Here is a 26,102-nt window from a genome sequence, read left to right as displayed (position 1 = left end):
AATTGGTTGAAAAATATGTGGACTCCTCGTTCTTTTCGTTACAAAGTTATTCTAATTTCCATCATTAGCTTAATTGTTCCAGCAGTTCTCTCTCTCTTTATCTATAATTATATGACAAAAGATACTGTTAAAGAACAGGCCCTCTCTAATGCCAATAGAGAGCTTAATATTACAAGCGAATATGTTGAAAAATTATTTAGCGATATGCTTTATGTTGCTAACTTCATTCAACTGGATCCTAAAATGAATACAGTGCTAAAAGAATTAGCTAAAAGTGATGTGGAGAAAGAGAGTTATGACCATTATCTATTGGAAAACGAAATAAATCGAACGATTGAGAATATCACACTAGTTGGAGAAAAATCCTACGTTACCGTTTTATTGAAAAATGGGAAGTATTTTACAAACTATAATATTGCTGAATTTGATCCAAGAGATTTATTTAGAGAAAAATGGTATAAGCAAATAGAAGAAGCAGTTGGATATGAATCTACTTGGATTGAATCTCAGCCAACAATTTTTGAGCTGGAAAAAAAGTATAACCCTTATCAAATTTCTATTGTTCGCACTTTAAGGGATCAACAAGGGGTACAAATCTATGGATTTGTGGTTGTGACAATAATGGAAAATAAAATAAGTGAAGTATTTAATAAAATGGAAGGTTATGATGAAGTCATGATGATTAGTCCATCTGGGAAAATACTTTCACATATCGAAGATGAGAAGATAGGAACCCCCTTTGCTTATTATTCTGATTTAAGGAATAAAGATGGCTCAGAAGTGATGAAAAGGACAGATAAAGAATATGTCGTCACAGAACATTCCTTGTCCTTTTCAAATTGGAAATTAGTATCATTAGTTCCCTATGAAAAATCGATTAATAAAATAAATGGTATTTTTAATAAAGTATTTCTAATTCAAGTAATATCATTTATTCTTTTCTTCCTGTTACTTACTTATTTAATGAAAACAATTACTAAACCGCTGGAATATTTAGCGAAACTTGCTGATAAAGTTCAGGCTGGCAATTTGATTGTGCGTTCAAAAATTAAAGGGAAAGATGAAATTGGAAGGCTAAGTAAATCGATTAATTTAATGCTTGATCATATTAATACTAAAATCGAAGAAATAACGGAAACAGAAGCTAGAAAAAGAAAAGCAGAATTCGCAATGCTTCAAGCACAAATTAATCCTCATTTCCTGTTTAATGTATTAAATTCAATTCGTATGAAGGTGATGATAAAAGGAGACAAAGATAGTGCTAATATGATTACGTCTCTTACAAAATTACTTCGCATAACAATTGATAAAAATAAAGAAATAATCACTTTTTATGAGGAAATTCAAATTCTTGAGGATTTTGTTCACATTATGAATATGAGACAAAATAGAAAAGTTTCTTTAGAAATGGTAGTTGATCAAGAGGCATATTCATTTGAAATCCCAAGGTTTATCCTACAGCCTATTATCGAAAACTCGATTATTCACGGTTTTAATCAGAGCGCTGGATTAATTACAATTAATGCAAGAATAATAGAAGAGACACTAGTAATTGTTATTGAAGATAATGGTCTTGGAATGAGCAAAGAGGAATTAGAAGAATTGACGAAAAAAACGTTTGTGGGTGTATCGAAGGAGGATTTGGAAAGTAAGCAACATGTGAAAGGTTTCTCGTCACTAGGGTTAGCTAATGTCTATGAACGATTGTCTATAACCTTTGGTCCAGTTTTTAATATGAACATTAAGAGTGAACTAGGAAATGGCACAAAAGTCATTTTGCAAATTCCAATGAAAGGTGGAAAAAAGTGTGTATAAAGTGATGCTTGTAGATGATGACTTTCCAGTGTTAGAGTTATTGACAAAATCAATTGACTGGGGAAGCATTGGCTTTGAGGTGATTAGTGCCCATGAAAATGGAATGAGCGCTTTAGAAATGGCCGAAAAAGAGATGCCGGATGTGCTTATTACAGATATTGGAATGCCAAAAATGAATGGAATGGAATTAACTAGAAAACTAAAGGCGATGAATGAGAATCTTCAAGTGGCTTTGTTATCTTGCCATACAGAATTTAATTATGCACGAGAAGCAGTCAAATTACAGGTTAGTGATTATCTAGTAAAGGATACATTTGAATTAGAAGAATTATATGAATTACTCCAAAAATTTAAAGTTCAGCTAGATAAAATACAAAAAAATAAGCAAAAAGAACAAAAACTACAGCTTATTCTGAATAAAAATAAGGAAAAAGAAAAAGTAACATTTATAAAACAGGTAATAAATGAATCTTTTAAAAACGAAGCGGAATGGGATAAAGAACGAAAAAAATTTGGTTTAATAAATAATAAAGGGTATATATTAACGATGATATCTATCCATCCTAACCATTCCGATGCATTTACAGAAGAGACCTTACATTTTGCTATTTCTAATATTGTGTCAGAATTTTTAGAGAGATTAAATCCTTTAGCTGTGCATTTTTTCTGTCCTGCTAATAAGGTTTTTATCTTTTTCCCTGGAGACTTAGGATATCAAATGAACGCATTATCCAATGCAAAAGAAATGTTGAAAATGATTCAGCTTTCGATTGAAAAAGTATTAAATATATATAGTTCTTCCATTATTGGGGAAAAGTCCGAAAGCTTATTAGACTATCAAAGTACTATAAAAAGGCTATTAAATAATCAACAGCAATTATTTTATATGCTTCCGAGAACAGTGGAATCAATAAAGAAGAGCGCAAAGAATACAGAGGAACTATTCGCTAAATATGATGCAGCAGCGACTGAAATGAGAATGATTGTTCTGAATAAAGATAAGGATCAAATAAGTGAATTTATCAACAAGTGGACGATATATGTCTCGGAAAATCAATTTTCACCGGATGTAGTGAAGGATTGGTTTTGGAAATTATTATTAGATTTAAATGTAAAATTACAAGCACTACAATATTTTTCAGGAGAGTATTCCTTCGAATCTAAGCATCAAGAGATTTTTTTAATGGAGTATATGTATCAATTAAAGGATTGGCTTAAAAATTATTTTGAGAAGATGATTCATTATCATCAGACAAACGATCAGACGAAAAGGAAAGAGATTATCGAGGCATTCCAATATGTGGCCATGAATCTAGAGCGTAAAATTACATTAGATGAAATTTCTAGTTACTTATTCTTAAACCCTAGTTACTTTAGTAGACTGTTTAAAAAGGAAGTGGGGGAAACATTCGTAGAATATGTTACTCGGATGAAGATTAATAGGGCGAAGGAACTATTAGAACAAACCGATGAATCCGTAGGGAAAATTTGTGAAAGATTAGGATACGATAATCAGAGCTACTTTATTAAACTATTTAAAACATATGCTGGTACAACTCCAATTGAATATAGAAGTGGAAAAGTTGGTTAAAAGAACTTGGTGTTATCCAAAATGAAAGGATGAACGATTTATAAAAGAATAGCAACAAGAGTAAAATTATTTCGAGAAGTAGTAAAAATAATACATTGTTGATAGGTGTTGAACCTCCTATAATTAGAGTAATCATAACCAATTGAGAAAGAGAGGCTATAGGTGCAGTCTTTTTTTAGAAACGATTGAAAGCCTTTTCTTTTTTGAGAGTATAGCTGATAATAAAAGGAGCTGGGTGTTTAACATGAGTACAAACGAAAAATGGCTCGAAGAAGCTTGGGAGTTTGTAGTAGAGAAGACAACTCGAAATAATGAGACGATTGGTGCGAATTTTCCACATGCAAGTGTTGATAAGAAATATGTATTGGAAAGTCCAGAATGGTGGACTGCTGGTTTCTGGCCAGGGCTTTTATGGCAGGTGTATCAAGAAAATAAGGATGAAGCCCTCAGGAAAACGGCAGAACAGTGTGAAGTGAAATTGGATTATTTATTTTCTGATTCAGAAAAATTAGACCATGATATGGGGTTTATGTGGACGCTGACGAGTCTAGCAAATTATAAACTTACTGGAAATAAGGAATCTAGAAGAAGAGGTTTATTAGCAGCCAACTTTTTATTGGGTAGATTTAATGCACAAGGCAATTATATCCGCGCATGGAATGCTTGGTCAAAGAAGGATGATAATCGAGGCGTTGCTATCATTGATTGTATGATGAATCTTCCATTGCTATATTGGGCTTCAAAAGAAACTGAAGACCCACGTTTCAAAATAGCTGCCGAAAAGCATGCAGAAACTGTAATAAAGCATTTTATACGGCCAGATGGTTCTGTGCATCATATTGTTGTCTTTGATCCAGAAACAGGCGAAGTAGTGGATAAGCTGGGAGGTCAAGGTTATGCACCAGATAGTGCCTGGTCAAGAGGGACTGCTTGGGCATTATATGGCATGACTCTTTCCTACTTGCATACAAACAATACTGCGTTTTTACATGCGGCAAAATCAGTTTCTCATTTCTTTCTTTCTAATCTTCGTCCCGATGAATGTCCAGCTTGGGATTTTCGTATCCCTGAAGATGGAGAAAAACGATATTCATACCCTGATTCATCGGCAGGTTCGATTGCAGCTTGTGGGTTACTCATGCTCGGGAAACTTGTAACTGATTTTGAAAAGCCAATTTATCAGGAGGCCGGAGCAAATTTATTAAAAACTCTCTATACCACTTGTGGTACACAAGCAGACAAAGAAGAAGAAGGTTTATTAAACAACGGAACAAGTCATTTTCCAGAGCAAAAGAATGTGGATGTTCCTTTAGTTTATGGAGACTATTATTTTGTGGAGGGTCTTAATTTATTACGACAAAAAGGTATTTTATTTTGGCAATAATTAGATTGGTAGGAAGAGGTAAGTAAAAGTAAATGTAAATTTTGTCATCAGTGGGTAGTTAAAATTCCCGCTGATTTTTTTATGTATTAATCTTCTTTTAGTAAGTAATGCAATAAAAACTAGCTAGTTTATTGTTACCTTTTTTCAAAAGTCCTCCTATAGTTCTGCCATCTTTTAAATCCCAATTTAATAGCTGGCTTTTTTCACTTTTGGAAAAGGGAAAGTAGTTTGCTATAATTTTTCTAACAATATAGGTTTATGACGATTCTATCTGGGTATATAATACTATATAATTGATTAACTTCATATTATGGAGAAAGATTTAAAGGTAGAAAGCTTTGATTAATCAGCTTATTTGGGCGCTTTGCTGATTATGAGCTACTAGCGCAACCGGCTAACCAAACTATCCTTGTTTTGTTAGTCTTTTTTTATGAAAACAAACAGAGTAATTATATTTATAACGAATGTTCAGCTCCTACATCAAAGGGCCGGTAAACAACAGGTCTTCACTTTCATGAAATGTACACCAATGCAGATATTCTATTATGGTGAATCATTTATTTCAGTTGATGTTCTTAGACAATATTTTGTCGATAATAAGGGGTTTGTGCTTTTCTAAAAATGGGGGTCAACATATGAGTGAATTTATTACCTATCAAACGATAGTAATGCGCGATCATACAGAAAAGGAATGGAAAGAAAAACTAAATAAGGATTTTAGGGATTTGTTGAATGAGGATTTTTTGCTAAGTGTTGGAATAGGTGAAGCGGTTAATAATGCCATAGAGCATGGGAATTACCCAGTTATTGTAGAACTTCAATATAGTAAGAATACGGTAGATATGCGAATTAAAGATCATGGTAACGGATTTGATGTAGAGAAGAAATTTCATGATATTGAAAAGTATGGTACAGAAAGGCTTTTAAGTGATATTGTGCTAGAGGAACGGGGAAGAGGGATTTTAATGATGATGCAAATCTTTCAAAAAGTGCAATATAATGATAGGGGCAATGAAGTGGTTTTATGGAGAGAAACAAGGGAAGAAGCAGAAGCAATCTAAAATTTTCGATAAAAGGATTTATTGTTAGGATTGTTCTTTAGGAGCAATCCTATTTATATTTTCTTTCCTTTTTTTATGACATTATTTTCTAATAATTTACTGCTTTATGTAATCGAATCGTTTATTATTAAGACAAAGGATATAAAAGTTTGGGGAGAGGGTAGGCGAGACATCATGGAGAAAGTGACCTATCGTAACATTCATAAGGAAGGAAAAAGAATAAAGGAATCTAGTAATTGGATACATGTTCATAATGCAGAAATGCTACTTCAGTATGACAGTAACTATATTCAATTTAAAACAATGCCTACAATAAAGGAATTTGAACAGGCAGAGGAATATCTAAAAGCGTTTCATCAAAAGACTGGCCAGAAGCATCTTAAATTTATTTTTCCAGAAAATAAAAAATTTACGAAAGAGCTATTGGACCATATTGTCCATAAACTTCATTATGATGTTGGCTTGACAGAGCTTTATGCTATTGATCCTAGTGAATTTCCTGTTTTATCGTCTATAGAGGATATTTTGATAGAGAAAGTAACGGAGGCTAATTTCGAGGACTATTTACAATTAGAATATAATCAAGATTTAGAGTATGGTCTAGATTATGCAAAAGGAAAAACGGAAATCTATCGCAAGAATTTTAAAGATTCTCATTTCTTGCAGATAATTGCTTATTATAAAGGAAAAGCGGCAGGTGCTTTAGAAGCAATTATAGAAGAGAAAACAGTCGAAATAGACGGGATTTTTGTTATTGAAGAATTTCAACGCAATGGGATTGCTGCTCGTATGCAAAAAATGGTAATGGATTTATTTCCAGAAAAAACGATTATTTTGCTGGCAGATGGTGAAGACACACCAAGGGAAATGTATAAGAAGCAAAACTATCAAAAGCAGGGTTTTCAATATGAAGCTTTGAAAGAAAAATACGAAGGACTCATTTCTAAGTTAATGGAAATTTTATGAAGAGAAATAGTATAAAAGGAGTAGGTTGAATTGAATAATAAGCCTATACTAGTTTATCGTGGACAATATGTTGAAAGTACGCATAATATTCATATTGCTGTAGTAAATAAAGAAGGTAGATTGCTATTTTCCTATGGCAATCCGAATAGGATGACGTTTCCTAGATCGTCGATGAAGCCATTTCAAGCTATTCCACTGTTAGAGACTGGAGCTGCGGATACGTATTCCTATAGCAATGCTGAAATTGCCATTGCATGTGCCTCCCACGCAGGAGAAGTATTTCATCGAGAAACGATTCTTCAACTGCTAGAAAGATTAGGGATTCAAGAAAATCATCTGCAATGTGGAACCCATACTCCGTGGAACTTAACAAGCTATAAAGAGCTGTTGCAAAAAGGGGAAGATGTGACACCTGTATTTAGTAATTGCTCTGGCAAGCATACTGGTATGCTTGCAACGGCTATCCATATGAAAGAGGACATTGCCACTTATCGTGAAGTAGAACATCCTCATCAACAGCGAATATTAGAGGCAATTGAAGAAATATGTGATTTTCCAAAAGAGAATATAAAGCTTAGTGTGGATGGGTGTGGTGTGCCAGTCCATCAATTACCTCTTTATCATGTAGCACTTGGCTATGCAAGACTAGCAAGCCCAGATTCTCTCAAATCAGTGGAGCAAATAAAAATAGTGAAACGGATAAGGGACAGCATGTTGGAGTTTCCTGAAATGGTTGGAGGTACAAGTAGGTTTGATACAGACTTAATGAACGCTTATCAAGGTCGGATTGTTTCGAAAGCAGGTGCAGAAGCAGTGCAGTGTTTGGGGCTTGTCGAAGAAGGAATTGGTATTGCGATTAAGGTAGAAGACGGAGGAGCAAGAGCAGTAAATGTTGCGGCAATGGAGGTACTAAGTCAGCTAGGCTATAAAGAGGAGAAAATTTTTGCTGATTTAGATAATTATGTGCATGCACCGGTGCTCAATGCAAGAAAAGAAAAAATTGGAGAAATAAGAGCCAATTTCGATTTGGAAAAGGGAGCGACTTCTGAAAAATAAACGTATAAAGGAGAAAATGGATTGAAACACTACTTAAACGTAAAAGAAGGAAAAAATAGCTGGCCGCGCTATTTAGCTTCTATTTTATTAGCAGTTGTTTTTATGATTGCTGGTTCGATTGTCTATTTCATTATGGAGTTACTGCGTGTGGAGCTAGATGGGAACAATGCTACATTTATTGATATGGATACAGGCATGGTCGTTGGCGGAAATGGTACAGTTAGTTTGTTAATGACACATATTATTTATATCGTTGCTCTAATTGGACTATGGATTGGGGTGCGATTTATCCACAAAAGAAAATTTCGAACATTGATTACTGGCGAAGAAAGCATCAATTGGAAAAAAATAATCTGGGGCTTTACTGTCTTTGCTGGTCTTTTCCTAGTTACATCAGGTGCTGATTTCTTGTTTAATGCTGATGATTATATATGGAATAACGTGTCTCTTTCCCAGTATGTGTTTCTATTTATTGTCGTTCTCCTTTTTGTGCCTATTCAAACGACGGTAGAAGAGCTTTTATTCAGAGGCTTACTATTACAATTTATAGGAAAAAAACTTAAAAATCCTATTCTATTAGCTAGTATTGTTGGACTTATTTTCGGATCTTTACATTTTACTAATCCAGAAATGAATGATTCGGCCATATTGGTAGGATTAGATTATTTGCTTGCAGGGTTTGCTTTAACCTTTATTGCTGTAAAAACTGGTAGTTTAGAGCTATCAATTGGTGCACATGCTGCAAATAATATGATGATTTTCTTATTATTTACGTATGATGATTCTGTTGCGGGAGATATCCCGAGTTTATTTAGAATCATCGATACAAGCCCGCTTTATTCGTTGATTTGGTCCATTATCATTTTTACTGTTTTTTATTTGTTGTGTAGGAAAAAATATGGGAGTAAGACCATTATGTAACAAAGCAGAAAGAAAAATAGTCTACACGTGTAGGCTATTTTTTTCGCTAGAAAAGCCCTATTAAAATCACAAAAAGAGAACAAATGTTCTAAATGAGTCTTAAGTCTCTTACATGTACAATTCAGAATTGTTAAAATTATCATTGTGTTATTCATTCTATTATTAGGAGGCTGTTATATGAAAAAAGAATGTAGAGTAATTCCTTATCAAGTGAAAGAAGTAATGGACCTATCAACCGAAATACCAAAAGGAATTGAGCTAATTCAGGCACCTGATTTATGGAATAAAACAAAAGGAAAAGGAGTTACCATTGCTATCTTGGATACTGGGTGTGATATAAATCATCCAGATTTACAAGAGCAAATTATTGGCGGCAAAAACTTTACCGATGATGATAATGGAAATTCAGAGATTTATATGGATTATAATGGCCATGGGACACATGTTGCAGGAACAATTGGAGCATCAGGAAGTGCCAATGGATTAACAGGAGTAGCACCAGAGGTTTCTCTCTTAATCGTAAAAGTTTTAAATGGAGAAGGTTCTGGCCAATATGATTGGATTATTAACGGAATTCATTATGCAATTGAACAGGGTGCGGATATTATCTCCATGAGTCTTGGAGGTCCTGAAGATGTGGAAGAATTACATGCAGCAGTGAAAAAGGCAGTCGAAGCGCAAATTTTAGTCGTTTGTGCAGCAGGAAATGAAGGCGATGGCTTAGAGTCAACCGAGGAATTGGGATATCCAGCTGCATATAATGAGGTAATCAGTGTTGGCGCAGTCGATTTAGAGAGAAATTCCTCTCGTTTTTCTAATTCGAATCGAGAAGTTGATTTAGTAGCCCCTGGGGAAGAAATTCTTTCTACTTTTTTAGATGGAAAATACGCAAGTTTAACTGGAACTTCGATGGCTGCACCTCATGTGAGTGGTGCTTTAGCGCTAATTAAAATAATCAGCAATGAAGCTTTTGAGAGAAATTTAACAGAGCCAGAAATTTATGCCCAATTAATTAAAAGAACCATCCCACTAGGAAATAAACCATGTATAGAAGGAAATGGGATACTTTACTTAACGGCTCCCGATGAATTGATGGAAGAACTCCAATCTGCCGTTCAATTACTTGTTGAAAATAGTTTATAGAAGGAAAAATCATCAGAATGACTGAATAATTTTTTTAAAGTGGACAAACTCTCCTTGAAAAGGTTAGCTTGTCCATTTTTTTAGTAGAAGAAGAAGCTGGGAAGGTGGTTTAACTTGTTATATGGTGCAAATATCAAGGATATGATCCAAAAAAAGAATATATGATCCAAACGAACAAGGATATGATCCAAAAAAAGAATATATGATCCAAACAACAACCTCTTCCTAATTTTACAATGCTCACATAATAGAAATGTTTCAAAAAAAGTAGTAAAGTGAAAGGAGGAATTTATGCGTAATTTGTATTATCAAAAGAAGGAGATTAGATTGTTGAATATTGTTATTACCCGGAAAATGGTCTTGGAGATGTGTGGACCTGTTTCTTTAAAAAGGGGCGAGGCATTTTCGAAGAATCATAAAGTGGTGTTTAAAGAATATAAAGAAGACTACTGTGAAGCTTTCATTCAAGCATCTGAAAATTTTGCTGTAATGGTAACTATAGAGGCTGGAGAATTAAAAGCAACTTGTTCTTGTCCAAAGCTCGCTTCCTTTCAAAAGGAATGTCAGCATATTGCAGCTGTGTTGTGTGAAATAAAGAAATTTCAAATGAGTGGGAAGGAGCCATCTGTTATTCAAGATTTGAATACAAATGTATCAGATGATTTTTTTGCCTTGTTTAATCAGACTAGTTCTCCTTCTCCAAAGAAACAACGACATTTTGAAAAAAGAGAAGTAGTGCCCGTGGAATTTATGATAAAAGTGATTCAGATTGGATCGGATGCTAATATGTTTGGCATTGAAATACATCTTTTATCCAATAAAATAAAAGACATCCGCAAATTTTTAAAGCGAATAAAGGAAGGCAAAGCGTATCAATATGCCCCAGGGCAGAAATTTGATCCAATGCTTCACTGTGTAAAGGAAGAAAGAGAGACAATTATTCAAGAATTATGGAAAGTGGTAAGTGATGAAACGATTTTTTTGAATCATAACAAGGAACTAAGCATTATAGGGGGAGAGGATACTTTGTTAATACCTCCTTCCTCTTGGCTTTCCCTTCGCTCACACTGGAAGGAGTTAAATTATTTAGAAGAATTTAGCGGGACTAGGATTCCCTTGCAGGTTTCTACAGAGCCACTTCCGATAACGTTTCATTTATATCAGCATGAAACAGGAAGCTATCAATTGAATGTTCATGGAATGGAGTCTATTCTGTTTTTGCATCAATATTATGCAGTGTTGATAGACGGAAAAGTTCTTCAAATGGAATCGGAAGATTTTAATAGGCTTGTGGAAATAAAGAGAATGATGGAGAAAGTTGGCAAGAATTATATTCCCATTGCAAACAATCAATTAGACTTCTTTTTAGAAAAGATTGCTCCAGGCTTAAAAAGATTAGGAGAAGTTCAATTAGAGAAAGAACTTTCAAAAAAAATTGGCAAAGCTCCTCTACAAGCAGAGCTCTATTTAGATAGGGTAAATAATCGATTATTGGCTAGTTTAGAATTCCGCTATGAAAATATCGTTATTAATCCAGTTCACGAACGAGATAAAGACATAGATGCAGTGCTTATCAGAGATTGGAAAAAAGAAGAAGTAATTTTGGAGCTGATGGATGGAAGTTCATTTGCGAAAACAGATAGTGGATATATGCTTTTTAATGAAGAATTGGAGTTTGATTTTTTATATTACGTATTACCGAAGCTGCAAAAGCTTGTAAAGGTATATGCGACTACTGCGATTAGAAATCGAATTTTTAAAGAAAAAACTTGGCCGCGATTTTCGGTGAAATTAAAGAAGGACCGGATAAACTGGCTAGAGTTTAAATTTGAGATGGAAGGATTTCCGGAACGTGAAATAAAGGGGCTGTTAGCAGCATTAGAAGAAAAGCGCAAATATTATCGATTACAGGATGGATCCCTTTTTGCATTACAAACGAGGGAGATGGAGGAAATTCAAAGCTATCTTCACTCCCCACAAATAAAAGATAAGGATTTCGTCAGTGGATTTGAATTGACGCTGCTAGAAAGTCTATCCTTTATAGAGGAAGACAGAAAAATTTTTAAACTAGACGATTCTTATTTTGAACTAATTAATTCTCTCCTACATCCAGAAACGTTGACGATTAAGGTTCCCTCTTATTTAGAGGATGTGTTGAAGTCCTATCAGAAGGATGGATACAAGTGGATGAAAACATTAGCGCAATTCCACTTCGGCGGAATTTTGGCAGACGATATGGGATTAGGAAAAACGCTTCAAAGTATTGCCTTCATCGTATCTGAATTGCCAGTGATTCGAAAAGAAAAGCAAAAAATGCTTGTCGTTTGTCCTTCTTCCTTACTTTATAACTGGCAAAGAGAAATCATGAAATTCGCTCCAACTATTCAATGCCTTGTCCTCGATGGAAACAAAAAGGAGAGAGCGCAGCTACAAAAGGATTTAGAGAATATGGACGTTATCATTACGTCGTATCCATTAATTAGACAAGATATTTCATGGTATGAACAGCAAGCTTTCCACACTGTTTTCTTTGATGAAGCACAGTATTTCAAAAACCCACTTTCTCAAACGGCTAAGGCTGTGAAGAAAGTAAGGGCCGTTAATCGCTTTGCCCTAACAGGTACGCCGCTTGAGAATTCCATAGAAGAGCTTTGGTCTATTTTCCATATTGTCTTTCCTGAATTATTCAAGGGATTAAAGGAATACGTGAATCTAACCAATAAGCAGATAGCAAAAAGAATAAGACCCTTTATGCTACGCCGCTTAAAAGAGGATGTATTAGCAGAACTTCCTGAAAAAAGGGAATGGAGCGAAATGGTGGAATTGTTACCAGAGCAAAAAAGATTGTACGCAGCCTATTTGTCAAAATTAAGACATGATGCACTAAAGCACTTAAACAAAGATACATTGCGAAAAAATAAAATTAGAATTCTTGCTGGGTTAACGAGGTTGCGTCAAATCTGCTGTCATCCTGCCCTATTTGTGGACAATTACGAAGGTGGTTCTGCTAAGCTCGCGCATTTAATGGAATTAATGGAAGAATCACGGCACTCCAATCGAAGAGTACTAATTTTCTCTCAATTTACAAGTATGCTTGACATAATTGGACAGGAATTAGCGAAAAAGGGATTGGCGTTTTTCTATTTGGATGGACACACACCCTCGAATGAAAGAGTGGAATTATGTCATCGCTATAATTTAGGGGAGCGAGATTATTTTTTGATAAGCTTAAAAGCAGGAGGAACAGGGCTGAATTTAATGACTGCCGATACGGTTATCCTATATGACACATGGTGGAATCCAGCAGTCGAAGAGCAGGCCGCAGATCGTGCGCACCGGATGGGTCAAGAAAATATTGTAGATGTCATCAAACTATTCTCCAAAGGAACGATAGAAGAGAAAATATATGAACTACAGGAAAAGAAAAAGAGCTTAGTGGATGAAATTATTGATTCAGATGAAAAAATGATATCTTCCATAACAGAAGAGGATTTAATGGAATTATTAAGCTAAGCTAATCGAGAAATGCAAAAAAAGAGGGAGGCCGGTGCTTTTCATAAAAGCTCTGGCCTCCTTTTTAGATGAAACGAATCATCTGTTAAGTCAATCCTCTTTTTGCTTTGGAAATCGCTTGGCTTTTTTGGCAGATTCACGAAGCAAATACTCAATATGACTGTTAATACTGCGGAAATCATCTGCAGCCCATTTTTGGAGTACTTCGTATAGCTCCGGATCAATGCGTAATGGAAAGCTTTTTTTCTTCGTCATTTATACCACTCATTAATATAAAGTACCTGTATTAATTACAGGAGTTGTAGGATTTTCGGAAACAATCGCTACTAGTAAATTATTTACTAATTGTACCTTTCTTTCATCATCTAATTCAATGATTTTATCTTTTTCTAATTGGTTAATGGCCATTTGCGCCATTCCCACAGCTCCTTCGACAATTTTATGGCGAGCAGATATGATAGCAGAGGCTTGTTGGCGCTGCAACATTGCTTGAGCGATTTCGGTAGAATAAGCTAAATGAGTTAATCTTGCTTCGATCACTTCGACGCCAGCAAGATCTAGTCGAGCCTGTAATTCCGTTGTAAGCTCATTGGAAACTTCCTCTGCATTGCCTCGTAATGTTAATTCCACGTTTTCAAATGTATCATATGGGTATTTCGTTGCAACATGGCGGATTGCTGTTTCGCTTTGTATTTCTACAAATTCCTCGTAATTGTCCACATCAAAAATAGCTTTTGCGGTATCAATCACTTTAAAAACAATAACTGCTGCTATCTCGATTGGATTCCCATCGACATCATTTACTTTTAATCGCTTACTGTTAAAATTGCGAACACGTAAGGAAATTGTTTTTCTTAAGGTTAAGGGAACTGTTAAAAATAATCCACTACTGCGAATAGAACCTAAATATTTTCCAAAAAAGGTTACGACTACAGCCTGATTCGGTTGAATAATCGTTATCCCACTGCATAGAAGAACAGCTAATAGTAAAAATGGAATCGCTGCACCAGGAATTTCTTGTACGAGTAAATAAACGCCAAGAAAAAGGGAGATAGCAATAAGAAGAACACCGATAAATCCATTAAAATGAAATGCGCTCTTTTCTTTCAAATGAATCACTCCTATAATTTCAATTTGATATAATTATGATATCACTTTTGTATAATATTGTAAATAGGTAGCCGGTGGTTATGTGCATACAAAAAGGAGATAGCTAGCTATCTCCAATCTTTTTCACTGTTATTCTGTTGTAAGTAATTCTAATAAGGTTTCTCCGATAATGCTGCCAGCTGCCCTTGGTGCAACCTTTGCAGGTAAACCTAATGCCCATAATGTTTGGATATTGTGTTCCTTTGCAGCCACGAAATCTGTTCCACCTGGTTTACTTGCTAAGTCAATGATCAAAGCTTGGCTGGACATTTTTTTTATAAGGGTAGAAGTTAGAATTAGTGCAGGAACAGTATTAATAACAATATGCTGGTATGGGATTGTGGATTCCAATGCCGTTTCGAAAATCGGGGCAAATCCCATTTCGATCACTCTTGCTTCATCCTCCTTTTTGTTAACTAGGACTGTAACTTTTGCGCCAACCGCAGAAAAAAGGCGGGCAACTGTTTTACCGACTCTTCCGAAACCAAGAACAAGCACTTCTGCGTTATGTATCGTAATATCCGTATGTTTTATAGCGAGCATTAATGCACCTTCTGCTGTTGGGATGGAATTAAGAATTGCTACATCATTTCTGGCAAAAAGTGCTACCAAATTTCGATTTGTTTCTGCAGCTAGTTGTTTTAAGAAGGGAGTAATAATTCCAGAATACAAGGTAGAGTTTGGTTTTGTTTTATTTATTATTTCTTTTGTTAGAATCAGTTCTTTAGTGGAAAATGCAGATTCAGCGATTCCGTTATCCTGAATCCCTGGAATTGGTAAGAGAATACTGTCCACTTCATGAAACGGGGTAGTTTGCCAATTTACTTTCACCACATTTTCAAAAGGGATGGAAGCATCTTCAAAACCAATTAAGTAAATTTTACTTAGCTTGGGTGCTAAAAGACGAATCACTTCAAGCTGTCTAAAGTCACCACCAATGATTAATAACACTTGATTCTGATTCAATCGTTTCACTTCCTTTCCTCTACGTAGATAGAATACCTCCATATAGTAAACTATATGGAGGTATAGAATTATTCAGACTATTTCCCTTTAGATTTATTTTGAGCATAACATGTTTATTTTGTTGCGATTAAAACTTATATTTTTTTATTAACTGGATCAATTCATCTGTCATGGAAGCAAGTGTATTGGCAGATGAAGATATTTCTTCCATTGCAGCAAGTTGTTCTTCTGTTGAAGCTGCAACTTCTTCAGAAGAAGCAGCATTGTTTTTGGCTAAATCTGATATAATTTCTGCTGTTTTTTCTGTGTTTTGCACAAAAGTTAATATATCATTTAGAGTCGAAGTTACTTGCGACATTTGTGGTGATATTAGATTCATATTATCATATATTTCCATAAATTTATTGATGGCTTCTTCTGAAATTTCAAGTCCTTTCTGCACATTTTTTTCTACAGTGGACATTGTATGAACTGTTTCTTTTGAATCTTGTTGAATCGCCTTAATGATTTCCGTAATTTGACTAGCAGAAATTTGAGATTGTTCAGCTAATTTTCTTACTTCATCTGCTACGACAGTAAAACCCTTTCCTGATTCTCCAGCTCTTGCTGCTTCAATTGCAGCGTTTAGGGCAAGTAAATTAGTCTGATTAGAAATATCGGTGATAACATCTACGATAGCACCAATTTCTTTTGTACGATCGTTTAAAGAAGCTATTACTTTATTTGAATCAGATACGGAATGATGAATTTCACTCATTTGATTAACGGTTTGCTGGACAATCGCTTTTCCTACTTCTGCATTTTGAGTAGTAGTTTGTGTACGCTCTAACACTTCATTAGCATTTAGCAAAACCGTATTTGTACCATTTACTATTTGATTTAAGGAAAGTATATTTGCTTCTACGCCTTCTGTTTGTTTTTCGGCACTAATAGCCACATGTTGGATGGCTGTTGCGACTTGCTCATTAGCTTCACTTGTTTGACCAGCACTAGCGTTTAACTCTTCAGCAGTTGTGGCAACCGTTAAAGAATGGTGCTCAAGAGTTCTTAAAAGTGTTTTTAAACTGGTTTGCATGGTAGTAAAAGACTGGGCAAGTTGTCCAATTTCATCATTTGACTGAATACGTATCTCTTCTGTAAGATCTCCATCGCTTATTTTTTTTGCTTTATTCTGAATGTCTTTTAATCTATTAACAAGCGAACGAATAATTAAAATAATAATAGCTCCACCAAGAATAATAGAAATGGCCACAACTAAAAGACTTTTTTGTAAGATAGGTTTTGCTGCAGCGTCTGTTTCAGCGTCCAGCATCGAGCCAACAATCTTCCATCCTGTATTCTCATTTGTTAAATAGTATAGTGTTCTATCTTCATCATTCCTTTTATAATGATGCTCTCCAGAATTTTGGTTATATAGATTAGGAAAATCTTTGTCAACCTTTGTGCCGGTTTCATTTACTGGGCTGACAAGAAAGGTTTGTTCTGCATCTAAAAGAATGATATAGCTTTCTTTACCAAGTTCCACTTCTTGGGTAGTTTTTTCTAATGCGGATAAATTAAGGTCAATTCCAATTACTCCGGCACCATCTGTTGTTTTTTTTGTAATGGTTACTACCATTTCTCCAGAACTAGCATCTATATAAGGACTTGTTACGATTGCTTTATCTTCTGAATTGTTCATTGCTTGTGTGAACCATGTTCTTTCTCTTGGATCATAATCATCTGGGAGATCTAGAGCTGGAGAAGTGTACATTTTTCCGTCTAGAGTTCCTAAATAAACGGCGTCAGCTTCAGGGTGAAGTCCTTTATATTGGTCTAGCTTTGTCATAAGAGCAACAGGATTATCTTCTTTTTTTTCAAATAGGTCGCCTGTTATTATATCTGCCAAATAATTTGCATCATAAAGCTTGGGAGAAATCGTATTGTCGATACTACTGTTTAATAATTTAACATTCTCTTTTGTGCTCTCCGTTATTTTTTCGCTAAGTTCATGTTTTGCACTTTGCAGAGATAGGTACGCTACCGTTAAAGTAGGGACGATTAGAATAAGGGCAAAAGCAATGTAGAGTTTTGTGCTTAATTTTAAATTTTGATTGAATGATGTCAATTTTCTCATCAATCTTAGCTCCTTTCCATAGATTTTTGTGTCATCCATGAATTAATTGTTTCTTAGACATTTGTTGCTGTATAACTAAGGACTATATGACATATTCAAATATGCTTTATAATCAAAAGTTAATTATTATTTCGACAAGTTTTGACAAATATGAAGGACTTTTATTAAATTTCTGAACTTTTTTTGTGAAAAATCTGAAAAAATTTACAAAAGTGTCACAAAAATAAAAACAGCTGTGTTTGTCAGCTGTTTTGAATTAGTTATAAAGGGTTAGCTTTTTAGCATTTTATTTTTAAATGCTTTCGGTGAACATTGATTTTCCCGTTTGAAAAGTTTATAAAACTGAGCCATATTTGTTATCCCAGCCTCATAGCTTATTTCTAAAATACTTTTATCTGTCGTTAAAAGTAATAATTCAGCTTTTTTAATTCGCTTTAGATTTATATAATCAACAAAAGACATTCCCATAACTTTTTTAAAGTATTTAATAAAATGATGATAGCTAAAATTCAATAGTACACAAACATCCTCTACGAGAATTCGTTCTTCTAAATGACTATCAATATAATCTAAAACAGGTTTAAGTCTAGTAAGGTCTTGTTCTTCCGAATAATGGAGCAAATTTTTTGTATCGTTTCTGACTAATAGAAGAAGCAGCCTTTTGATCAAATAATTGATCGCAATTTCATATCCTTTTTCTTTCGTTTGACTTTCTCTATGTATTTCATTAATTAAAAAATGTACCTCTTGTTTTATTTGCTGATTTTCTTCAAAAATATAATTTATCCTTTCTAATGGATGCGTTAATTCTGAAAAACAATAGAAGTAAGGGAGAATACTCTGATCAAAATGTTTTTGCAAATCAATTTGCAAGACGATATAGCGTAATTTTTCTTTCCTAACTTTACTTGTTCTATGAGGTTGTGAAGCCCCCATAATAAGTACATCCCCTGAAGAAAGCGTTTGATCATTTTCTTTTGTTTGCACCGCCAAACTCCCATCAAGAATCGCAAGTAATTCCACTTCTTTATGATAGTGCCAAGGGTGATATTCAACTGGGGTCATTGCTTGCTCTCTCACATCATTTATCTCCCAAACTTTTAGGGACAATAGAGGGTTTTGGTAAATTACTTTTTCGTTAACAGGCTGATTATCGGTTAGTTTTATCCCCATTTCCACTTCATATTCTCCTCCTATTTGACGAGATTTTAAATATAACTTGCTTCTCTCTATTGTAGCAAAAAGAAGGGGAGTAAATGACACAATTGCATAAAAAAATGACAGGATTAAGCATTTTTTTATACGCTTTCATTTTTTATAATGAAGCCATACATAAATGAAAAAGGAGTTGCAAAACAATGATTACAGTCTGGAATGAAAATCGTCATGAAAAGAAAAATCCACTCGTAGCAGAGATTTATCCAAATGGAATTCATGGTACAATCGCTGCATTTCTGGAAAAGGAAGGCTACGAAACACATACTGCAACTTTAGATGAGCCAGACCACGGATTAACAGAGGAAGTATTGAATAATACAGAAGTATTAGTGTGGTGGGGCCATTTAGCTCATCATGAGGTACAGGATGAAATTGTACAAAAAGTGAAACAACGAGTATTAGATGGAATGGGGTTAATTGTACTTCATTCTGGTCATTTTTCGAAAATTTTCAAATCCTTAATGGGTACTAGCTGTGACCTTAAATGGAGGGAAGCAGATGATCGTGAAAGATTATGGGTCGTAGCTCCTAATCATCCAATCGTCGAAGGAATTAATGAATACATTGAATTGGAAAAAGAAGAAATGTATGGAGAACATTTTGATATTCCTGCCCCAGATGAGCTTATTTTCACAAGCTGGTTTGAAGGTGGAGAGGTGTTCCGCAGCGGCTGTACATATGCTAGAGGAAACGGAAAGGTATTTTATTTTAGACCAGGGCATGAGACGTACCCAACGTATCATCATAAAGATATCCAACAAGTGATTAGTAATGCAGTTAAATGGGCAACACCAGTTAAACGGAAGAAACCGGTTTACGGAAATGCAAAGCCTATCGAAACAATATCTGTTAAGTAAATATTCGAGGAGGAAATGATAATGGCAAAATTAAAAGTTGGTGTAATAGGATGTGGAAGTATTGCACAGCATCGTCATATTCCGGAGTATATGTGGAATAATCAAGTGGAACTGGTTGCGGTATGTGACATACATGAAGAAAGAGTTGCAGAAGTTGCTGACAAATATCAGGTTCAAGCATTTACCGATTATAAAGAATTATTAAAAATCGCAGAAATAGATGCGGTAAGTGTGTGTACACCTAACTATCTTCATGCTCCTATTTCAATTGATGCCTTGCATGCTGGAAAACATGTTCTTTGTGAAAAGCCAATGGCAACATCAGAGGAAGAAGCAGACCAAATGATACAAGCTGCTAAACAGAGCGGAAAAAAATTGATGATTGGGCATAATCAACGTTTTGTCTCCTCTCATCAAAAAGCACATCAGTTGATTAAAAGTGGAGAAGTTGGAAAAATCTACAGTTTCCGTACTACATTCGGTCATGGTGGTCCAGAAGGCTGGAGCGTAGATGGGAAAGACAGCTGGTTCTTTAAAAAGGAAGAAGCGTTTATTGGCGCTATGGGAGATTTAGGAGTACATAAAGCAGATTTATTACGGTATGTATTAGGAGAAGAATTCACGGAAGTAGGAGCATTTGTAGAAACAAATGCAAAAGATTTTTCAAGTGTGGATGACAATGCAGTTTGTATATTACGAACAGAAAGCGGTATTATTGGAACTCTTACTGCGAGCTGGGCTTATAGAGGGAAAGAAGATAATTCTACGGTTATCTATGCAGAAAAAGCAGTTATTCGCTTAGAAGATGATCCAAACTATTCGTTAATTATTCAATATACAAATGGAGAAAAAGTGAATTATGAGTTAGGTAGAATTCAGTCAAATGATAATGGCGGACAGAATAAAACGGGTGTTATTGACCATTTTGTAGAAAGTATTTTAGAAGATAAAGAGCCTCTTATATCTGGAGAAGAAGGAAAAAAATCTTTAGCTATCATTCTAGCTGCATTAGAGTCACAAGAAAAGAAGACCATTGCGAAAATAGAGATAAATAATCAAGCCGTAATCAACAATTAAGAATGATCGAAAGGAGAACTTCTCATGAAATTAGGTGTATTTACTGTTTTATTTGCTGATAAACCATTTGAAGAAATGCTTGATGCGGTGAAGTCAGCAGGAATTCAAGCAGTAGAAATAGGTACAGGTGGTTATCCTGGAAACAACCATTGTAATGTAGATGAATTATTGGAATCAGAAGAAAAGCGAAAAGAATATCTAGAAAAGGTGGCAGAGCGTGACCTTATCATTAGTGCATTCAGCTGCCATGGAAATCCAATTTCACCAGAAGAAGAATTCGCAAAGGAATCCCATGAAACATTAATTAAAACAATTAAACTAGCATCCTTAATGAACGTTCCTGTTGTAAACTGCTTTTCCGGAACTGCTGGGGATCATGAGGGCGCAAAATATCCTAACTGGCCAGTTACACCATGGCCGAATGAATACGCGGATGTAAAGAAATGGCAATGGGAACAAAAGCTAATCCCTTATTGGAAGGAAATAGGGAATGTAGCACAGGAGCATGGAGTGAAAATTGGCTTAGAGCTACATGGCGGGTTCCTTGTGCATACACCATATACATTACTTAAATTACGAGAGGAAACATGCGAGGCGATTGGCGCAAACTTGGATCCAAGTCATCTATGGTGGCAGGGTATTGATCCAGTTGCTGCAATAAAAATTTTAGCTAAAGAAAATGCCATCCATCATTTTCATGCGAAAGATACGTATATTGATCAGGAAAATGTCAATATGTACGGATTAACGGATATGCAGCCATATGGAGAAGTGCAAACAAGAGCATGGACATTTCGCTCTGTCGGATGTGGACATAGTGTCAGTGAATGGTCTGATATGATGAGTGCCTTACGAACTTATGGATATGATTACGTTGTTAGCATTGAACATGAAGATCCAATTATGTCGATTCGCGAAGGACTAACAAGAGCAGTTACGAATCTGAAATCTGTTCTAATTGAAGAATCACCTTCCCAAATGTGGTGGGTGTAAGTTTCACGGTAAAAAAATGTTAGACAAATAGAAATGGGGGAGAAACATGTCCAAATTAAAGGTAGGTATTATTGGTTGTGGGAATATTTTTCCTATGCATGCTCAGTCGATTGTATCAAGAAAAGATGCAGAGTTAGTGGCAGTTTGTGATGTAAAGCAAGAACGAGCAGAAGAAAAAGCAAAAATCTATCAATGTGCCAGTTATACCGACTATAAAGAAATGTTTGAAAAAGAAAGCATAGATGTTTTACATATCTGTTTACCACATCATTTGCATGCACCGGTAACAATAGAAGCGGCAAAAAGAAAGATTCATATTTTGACAGAGAAACCGATGTCTATTCACTATGATGATGCGAAAGCAATGGTTGAGACAGCAAAAGAAAACAATGTTACCCTCGGTGTTATTTTCCAAAATCGTTATAATCCTGGGTCACAGCTGATTAAGAGAATGCTTGAAAATGGGGAGCTTGGTGCGATAAAATCAGGAAAGCTTTCGGTTACATGGGACCGTTCCGATGAATATTATCAAAAAAGTGATTGGAAAGGAACATGGGAAAAAGAAGGCGGCGGTGTAATAATCGATCAAGCGATTCATACGATGGATTTAATGAGATGGTTTATTAATGAAGAGATTAAGTATGTAGATGCATCGATAAGTAATCGAGCACATGAAATTATTGAAGTGGAGGATGCGGCAGAAGGAGTTATTGCTTATAAAAATGGCATCGTTACAGCTTTTCATGCCATTAATTATTATACGTATGATGCTCCAGTCGAAATAGAGCTGCATTGTGAAAAGGGAATTGCCAAAATGGTTGCAGACCGGGCAACTGTCCGTTTACTGGATGGAAGAGAATTTATTGCAGACAATAATCCACAAGAAACCTTCCATTATGAAAATGGGGTAAAAGGATATTGGGGAGTAAGCCATGTGAAGCAAATTAATAATTTTTATGATTCTTTAGTTACAGGTGTTCCTTTAGATGTCACAGGGGAAGAAGCTTTGAAAACACAAAAAATGATCTGTGCGGTTTATGAATCAGGGAAGAAAAAAGAACGCGTGTATTTTAAATCGACAGTAGAGACATTATAATACTATTTTATAATAAATAGTTAATTAGAAAAGCTATACTTATTCCGCGGATCACGGATGGTATAGTTTTTTTCTTTAAAAAGCTACGGTGTAAGAAGCGTTCTTTTTTTACTAGAGAATGTAAAAAACTCCATTTAAAAAATAAAAAACACTTTACAAATCGTAATCATTACGGTTAATATAATATAGTCGATGAAATAAATTTTTAACTCAATGTTATAAATCGTAATTGTTTCGATTTAATTCTTTCTGAGCCTGTAAAGTAATTCCTGAATGAGTACTGTAGATGAAAGAAATGGAAATAATTTTGCCACACTTATTATGTAAGGGAGGTTTTGCTAGAACAACAGGAGAATTCGTAAAAATGTAAAATGATTGTTTTGGTTGTAGACTACCTAAGGCGATAAAAGTAGATTTTCTACAAATTTTCAAAGGTTTTTGATAGATGGTAGCGTACATAACTGTAACTTAGCATAAACCCTTGAATTGGGATTATAATCTAGTATTACACTTGCATACTAAGGGTATGAATAAAGAGAGGTTTGGTCATTATGAGAGTAAATATAACACTAGTTTGCACATAAACAGGAGATCGTGACTATATAACAACAAAAAATAAGCGCAATAATCCAGATCGGTTAGAGCTGATGAAATACAGTCCACGATTAAAAAGAAAAACATTGCATAAAGAAAGTAAATAAAAAGGCTGGGTGAAAAAAATGGGGAAAAAATTTAAATTAGTTAGTATCATGTTACTTGCAGTGTTGATAATTGCTGCATGTGGTAAAGGAGAAAATGATGCTTCTAGTGGAGCAAACAAAGAGAAGATACAGGTTATGACTACCTTTTATCCAATGTATGAATTTACAAAAAACATAGCTGGTGATAAGGCAGACGTAAAATTACTTATTCCTTCTAATCAGGAGCCGCATGGTTGGGAGCCAACACCAAAGGATATAGCTAATGTACAAGCGTCAGATTTATTTATATTTAATAGCGTTTATATGGAAAGTTTCGTAGATACAATTAAATCTGCAGTTGATAATAAGGAAACAGTATTTGTCGAAGCTAGTAAAGGAATTACATTAAAAGAAGGAACTGAAGATGAACATGATCATGAGAGTGAAGAAGAAAATCACGATCATGAGAGTGAAGAGGCAGATCATGATCACGAAAGTGAAGAAGAAGATCATGATCATGAAAGCGAAGAAGCTGAACATGAACATAGTCATGAGAAAGATCCCCATGTTTGGTTAAGTCCTGCTTTAGCAATTAAAGAAGTAGAAACAATTACAGCTAGTTTAATCGAGGCAGATCCAGATAATAAGGAAACTTATCAACAAAATAGTGAAGAATATATTGCTAAATTATCTACCCTTGATCAAAAATATCAAGACGCTTTAAGTAAAGTGGAGAAAAAAGAAATGATTACACAGCACGCGGCATTTGGATACTTGGCTAGTGAATATGGATTAACGCAAGTACCGATTGCTGGATTATCACCAGAGCAAGAACCAGATGCACAAAGATTAGCTGAATTAAAAGACTTTGCGAAAGAGCATGATATTAGTGTTATTTATTTTGAAGAAACAGCATCTCAAAAGGTTGCAGATACACTTGCATCAGAAATCGGTGCAAAAACAGAAGTACTTAGCACTTTAGAAGTGTTAAGCACAGAAGATGAAGAGAATGGATTGGATTATATTAAGGTAATGGAAAGAAATTTAGATAAAATTGTGCAAGCTCAACAATAATCAGATAACTTATCTAAGCCTCAATTGGAGTTTTTCTTCTAATTCCAATTGAGGCTTTTATTAATATGAATGCTGCGATTTAATTAGCAACAAACTTTACGAAAATAGCCTGATACAACTGTTTGATTTTTAAGAAACTTTATCAGTGGAATCTTGACTTGCTTGTTGATTTGCTGGTGTTGGAAGTGCTATTGTATAATTGAAAACGTTTTTAATGGAGGAGAAATGGATGGCTGCTAATCAACGAATTGTGTTTATTGGAGATAGTATTACACAGGCAGGAAGATTTGAAGATAGCGAGCAAATTGGCTATGGATATGTGCGTTATATTAAAGATTATTTTGCCATAAATCAGCCAGAAGAATTGCCTTTCATTGTAAATAAGGGCATCAATGGCAATAGAATCCCAGATTTAGAGAAACGATGGGAAGTGGATGTGCTATCCTTACAACCAGATTTAGTATCTATATCGATTGGAATTAACGATGTATGGAGACAATTAGATCGTCTTGAATTAGAACAGGTTACTCCAGCGATATTTAAGGGAATTTATGATCGCTTATTAGCTCAAGTTAAAATGCACACAGAAGCTAGCATCTTTTTGATGGAGCCGACGATAATTGAGGAATCGATAGAAGCAAAAGGCAATATTTTATTAAAAGATTATGTAGCAGTAATCCATGAATTAGCAGAAAAGTATGGAGCAACAATTGTTCCTACTCATCAAGTGTTTACAGAATATTTACAAAAAGAAAATCATCAAGTACTAACAACAGATGGTGTACATATGAATACTGCTGGGAATATGCTGATGGCTCAAACATGGTTGAAAACATATAAAAAATGTAAAGTAGGAAAATAGAAAACATCGAAAAGCCAGTTTTTAGTTATAGCTATTATCATGAATGGTCGTTTTCTAAAAGATTAATGTGTCCAACAGGAAAAAATAAATTATTCAGACTGCCGGTAATAGCAATAGACGTTTACAATACAACTTTATGAAAAGAGGCGTTGTTGCTAGAGAACAAGCCTCTTTCTTTTCGCAGAAAACGGAATGACCTTCTCCGCCCTATACGGCCTTAAATGGGTGCTCTCTGCTTTTCTATTTGTCTAGATTCGAGCCCTTCCGCTTTTCTTTTTGTCTAGTTCCGGACACCCAGGTGCTGATGGGGTTCTCGCCCCTAAACGGGTACCCGCCGCTTTTTTTAAACAAGAAAGTCTTTCCTAATCCGAAATATCAAGGTATGATAGGGGAAGCAAATAGAAAGAGAGTGAACAACAATCATGGCGATGCGACTTAGAGATTGGGATCGAAATTTAAAGATTCGTCTTGCTGGTGAATCAACCGTTAATGTTACCTTTTGGATGTTTTTTCCGTTTTTAGCAATATATTTTACAGAATCCTTTGGAAAATCAATTGCGGGGT

General features: G+C 35.0%; 20 protein-coding genes, 2 pseudogenes and 1 riboswitch. Of the genes and pseudogenes, 17 read left to right on the top strand and 5 right to left on the bottom strand.

Annotation, left to right across the window (positions count from 1 at the left end; all coding sequences use genetic code 11):
* The first annotated feature begins 15 nt into the window (after positions 1–15).
* The 9 genes from RTL21_RS12975 (at position 16) to RTL21_RS12935 (ending at position 13,450) form a co-directional block, all read left to right on the top strand.
* Positions 16–1,815 carry a cache domain-containing sensor histidine kinase gene (locus tag RTL21_RS12975; RefSeq protein WP_312096327.1) on the top strand — a complete coding sequence of 600 codons (1,800 nt, stop codon included), beginning with the start codon at positions 16–18 and terminating at the stop codon, positions 1,813–1,815.
* Complete coding sequence (locus RTL21_RS12970) at positions 1,808–3,406, top strand: response regulator transcription factor (RefSeq protein ID WP_312096305.1); 1,599 nt, start codon at positions 1,808–1,810, stop codon at positions 3,404–3,406. Before RTL21_RS12975 ends, RTL21_RS12970 begins: the two co-directional genes overlap by 8 nt.
* Positions 3,407–3,650: 244 nt before the next feature.
* Complete coding sequence (locus RTL21_RS12965; RefSeq protein ID WP_312096304.1) at positions 3,651–4,790, top strand: glycoside hydrolase family 88 protein; 1,140 nt, start codon at positions 3,651–3,653, stop codon at positions 4,788–4,790.
* 322 nt (positions 4,791–5,112) lie between these two features.
* A riboswitch (cyclic di-GMP riboswitch) is annotated at positions 5,113–5,195 on the top strand.
* A 230-nt stretch (positions 5,196–5,425) separates the two neighbouring features.
* Positions 5,426–5,851, top strand: a complete 426-nt coding sequence (locus RTL21_RS12960; RefSeq protein WP_312096303.1) for an ATP-binding protein — start codon at positions 5,426–5,428, stop codon at positions 5,849–5,851.
* A 75-nt stretch (positions 5,852–5,926) separates the two neighbouring features.
* Positions 5,927–6,817, top strand: a complete 891-nt coding sequence (locus RTL21_RS12955; RefSeq protein ID WP_312096302.1) for a GNAT family N-acetyltransferase — start codon at positions 5,927–5,929, stop codon at positions 6,815–6,817.
* 30 nt (positions 6,818–6,847) lie between these two features.
* Entirely contained in the window at positions 6,848–7,873 is a 1,026-nt protein-coding gene (locus RTL21_RS12950) for an asparaginase (protein ID WP_312096301.1), read from the top strand.
* A gap of 21 nt (positions 7,874–7,894) precedes the next feature.
* Positions 7,895–8,794 (top strand): CPBP family intramembrane glutamic endopeptidase, encoded by a 900-nt coding sequence (locus RTL21_RS12945; protein WP_312096300.1) that lies wholly within the window; start codon positions 7,895–7,897, stop codon positions 8,792–8,794.
* A 177-nt stretch (positions 8,795–8,971) separates the two neighbouring features.
* A complete protein-coding gene (locus tag RTL21_RS12940) occupies positions 8,972–9,937 on the top strand; it encodes a S8 family peptidase (RefSeq protein ID WP_312096299.1) in 966 nt (321 codons plus the stop codon).
* Between the two features lie 291 nt (positions 9,938–10,228).
* Positions 10,229–13,450: a DEAD/DEAH box helicase gene (locus tag RTL21_RS12935; RefSeq protein WP_312096298.1), complete on the top strand. Its 3,222-nt coding sequence runs from the start codon at positions 10,229–10,231 to the stop codon at positions 13,448–13,450.
* A gap of 90 nt (positions 13,451–13,540) precedes the next feature.
* Here the strand turns inward: RTL21_RS12935 and RTL21_RS12930 are convergent, their stop codons facing one another.
* From RTL21_RS12930 to RTL21_RS12910, 5 genes are all read right to left on the bottom strand, one after another.
* On the bottom strand, positions 13,541–13,705 hold the full coding sequence (locus RTL21_RS12930; protein WP_312096297.1) for a type II toxin-antitoxin system antitoxin: 165 nt from the start codon (positions 13,703–13,705) through the stop codon (positions 13,541–13,543).
* Between the two features lie 12 nt (positions 13,706–13,717).
* The gene (locus RTL21_RS12925) at positions 13,718–14,560 is read right to left on the bottom strand and encodes an SPFH domain-containing protein (protein WP_312096296.1); all 843 of its coding nucleotides are present in this window, start codon (positions 14,558–14,560) and stop codon (positions 13,718–13,720) included.
* Positions 14,561–14,689: 129 nt separating this feature from the next.
* Positions 14,690–15,574, bottom strand: coding sequence for a dipicolinate synthase subunit DpsA (dpsA, locus tag RTL21_RS12920; protein ID WP_312096295.1), 885 nt, complete (start codon positions 15,572–15,574; stop codon positions 14,690–14,692).
* A 118-nt stretch (positions 15,575–15,692) separates the two neighbouring features.
* On the bottom strand, positions 15,693–17,681 hold the full coding sequence (locus RTL21_RS12915; RefSeq protein WP_312096294.1) for a methyl-accepting chemotaxis protein: 1,989 nt from the start codon (positions 17,679–17,681) through the stop codon (positions 15,693–15,695).
* Positions 17,682–17,951: 270 nt separating this feature from the next.
* Entirely contained in the window at positions 17,952–18,854 is a 903-nt protein-coding gene (locus tag RTL21_RS12910) for a helix-turn-helix domain-containing protein (protein ID WP_312096326.1), read from the bottom strand.
* A gap of 185 nt (positions 18,855–19,039) precedes the next feature.
* Between RTL21_RS12910 and RTL21_RS12905 the strand changes: the two genes are divergently transcribed.
* The 8 genes and pseudogenes from RTL21_RS12905 to RTL21_RS12870 all read left to right on the top strand — a co-directional run.
* A complete protein-coding gene (locus RTL21_RS12905; RefSeq protein ID WP_312096293.1) occupies positions 19,040–19,756 on the top strand; it encodes a ThuA domain-containing protein in 717 nt (238 codons plus the stop codon).
* Between the two features lie 21 nt (positions 19,757–19,777).
* Entirely contained in the window at positions 19,778–20,833 is a 1,056-nt protein-coding gene (locus tag RTL21_RS12900) for a Gfo/Idh/MocA family protein (RefSeq protein WP_312096292.1), read from the top strand.
* Positions 20,834–20,857: 24 nt separating this feature from the next.
* Complete coding sequence (locus tag RTL21_RS12895) at positions 20,858–21,826, top strand: sugar phosphate isomerase/epimerase family protein (RefSeq protein WP_312096291.1); 969 nt, start codon at positions 20,858–20,860, stop codon at positions 21,824–21,826.
* 46 nt (positions 21,827–21,872) lie between these two features.
* Positions 21,873–22,922: a Gfo/Idh/MocA family protein gene (locus RTL21_RS12890; protein WP_312096290.1), complete on the top strand. Its 1,050-nt coding sequence runs from the start codon at positions 21,873–21,875 to the stop codon at positions 22,920–22,922.
* A gap of 551 nt (positions 22,923–23,473) precedes the next feature.
* A pseudogene (rpmG, locus tag RTL21_RS12885) lies at positions 23,474–23,623 on the top strand (50S ribosomal protein L33).
* Between the two features lie 18 nt (positions 23,624–23,641).
* Positions 23,642–24,676: a metal ABC transporter substrate-binding protein gene (locus tag RTL21_RS12880; protein WP_312096289.1), complete on the top strand. Its 1,035-nt coding sequence runs from the start codon at positions 23,642–23,644 to the stop codon at positions 24,674–24,676.
* A gap of 229 nt (positions 24,677–24,905) precedes the next feature.
* Positions 24,906–25,538 carry an SGNH/GDSL hydrolase family protein gene (locus RTL21_RS12875; protein ID WP_312096288.1) on the top strand — a complete coding sequence of 211 codons (633 nt, stop codon included), beginning with the start codon at positions 24,906–24,908 and terminating at the stop codon, positions 25,536–25,538.
* A 428-nt stretch (positions 25,539–25,966) separates the two neighbouring features.
* A pseudogene (locus RTL21_RS12870) lies at positions 25,967–26,102 on the top strand (MDR family MFS transporter); the annotation flags it as partial.

It is taken from the genome of Niallia sp. (assembly GCF_031978665.1).
Lineage (GTDB): Bacteria > Bacillota > Bacilli > Bacillales > Cytobacillaceae > Niallia.
The sequence above is the reverse complement of the archived record's forward strand: the minus strand, read 5'-3'. Positions and strand labels throughout refer to the sequence as shown.

Bases quoted from the DNA above. Each gene is read 5' to 3' on its own strand.
- RTL21_RS12935 (WP_312096298.1), top strand. From the start codon at position 10,229: ATGCGTAATTTGTATTATCAAAAGAAGGAGATTAGATTGTTGAATATT.
- RTL21_RS12960 (WP_312096303.1), top strand. From the start codon at position 5,426: ATGAGTGAATTTATTACCTATCAAACGATAGTAATGCGCGATCATACA.
- RTL21_RS12915 (WP_312096294.1), bottom strand. From the start codon at position 17,681: ATGAGAAAATTGACATCATTCAATCAAAATTTAAAATTAAGCACAAAA.
- RTL21_RS12895 (WP_312096291.1), top strand. From the start codon at position 20,858: ATGAAATTAGGTGTATTTACTGTTTTATTTGCTGATAAACCATTTGAA.
- RTL21_RS12890 (WP_312096290.1), top strand. From the start codon at position 21,873: ATGTCCAAATTAAAGGTAGGTATTATTGGTTGTGGGAATATTTTTCCT.
- RTL21_RS12900 (WP_312096292.1), top strand. From the start codon at position 19,778: ATGGCAAAATTAAAAGTTGGTGTAATAGGATGTGGAAGTATTGCACAG.
- RTL21_RS12880 (WP_312096289.1), top strand. From the start codon at position 23,642: ATGGGGAAAAAATTTAAATTAGTTAGTATCATGTTACTTGCAGTGTTG.
- RTL21_RS12875 (WP_312096288.1), top strand. From the start codon at position 24,906: ATGGCTGCTAATCAACGAATTGTGTTTATTGGAGATAGTATTACACAG.
- RTL21_RS12940 (WP_312096299.1), top strand. From the start codon at position 8,972: ATGAAAAAAGAATGTAGAGTAATTCCTTATCAAGTGAAAGAAGTAATG.
- RTL21_RS12905 (WP_312096293.1), top strand. From the start codon at position 19,040: ATGATTACAGTCTGGAATGAAAATCGTCATGAAAAGAAAAATCCACTC.
- RTL21_RS12975 (WP_312096327.1), top strand. From the start codon at position 16: ATGTGGACTCCTCGTTCTTTTCGTTACAAAGTTATTCTAATTTCCATC.
- RTL21_RS12910 (WP_312096326.1), bottom strand. From the start codon at position 18,854: ATGGGGATAAAACTAACCGATAATCAGCCTGTTAACGAAAAAGTAATT.
- RTL21_RS12930 (WP_312096297.1), bottom strand. From the start codon at position 13,705: ATGACGAAGAAAAAAAGCTTTCCATTACGCATTGATCCGGAGCTATAC.
- RTL21_RS12965 (WP_312096304.1), top strand. From the start codon at position 3,651: ATGAGTACAAACGAAAAATGGCTCGAAGAAGCTTGGGAGTTTGTAGTA.
- RTL21_RS12955 (WP_312096302.1), top strand. From the start codon at position 5,927: ATGACATTATTTTCTAATAATTTACTGCTTTATGTAATCGAATCGTTT.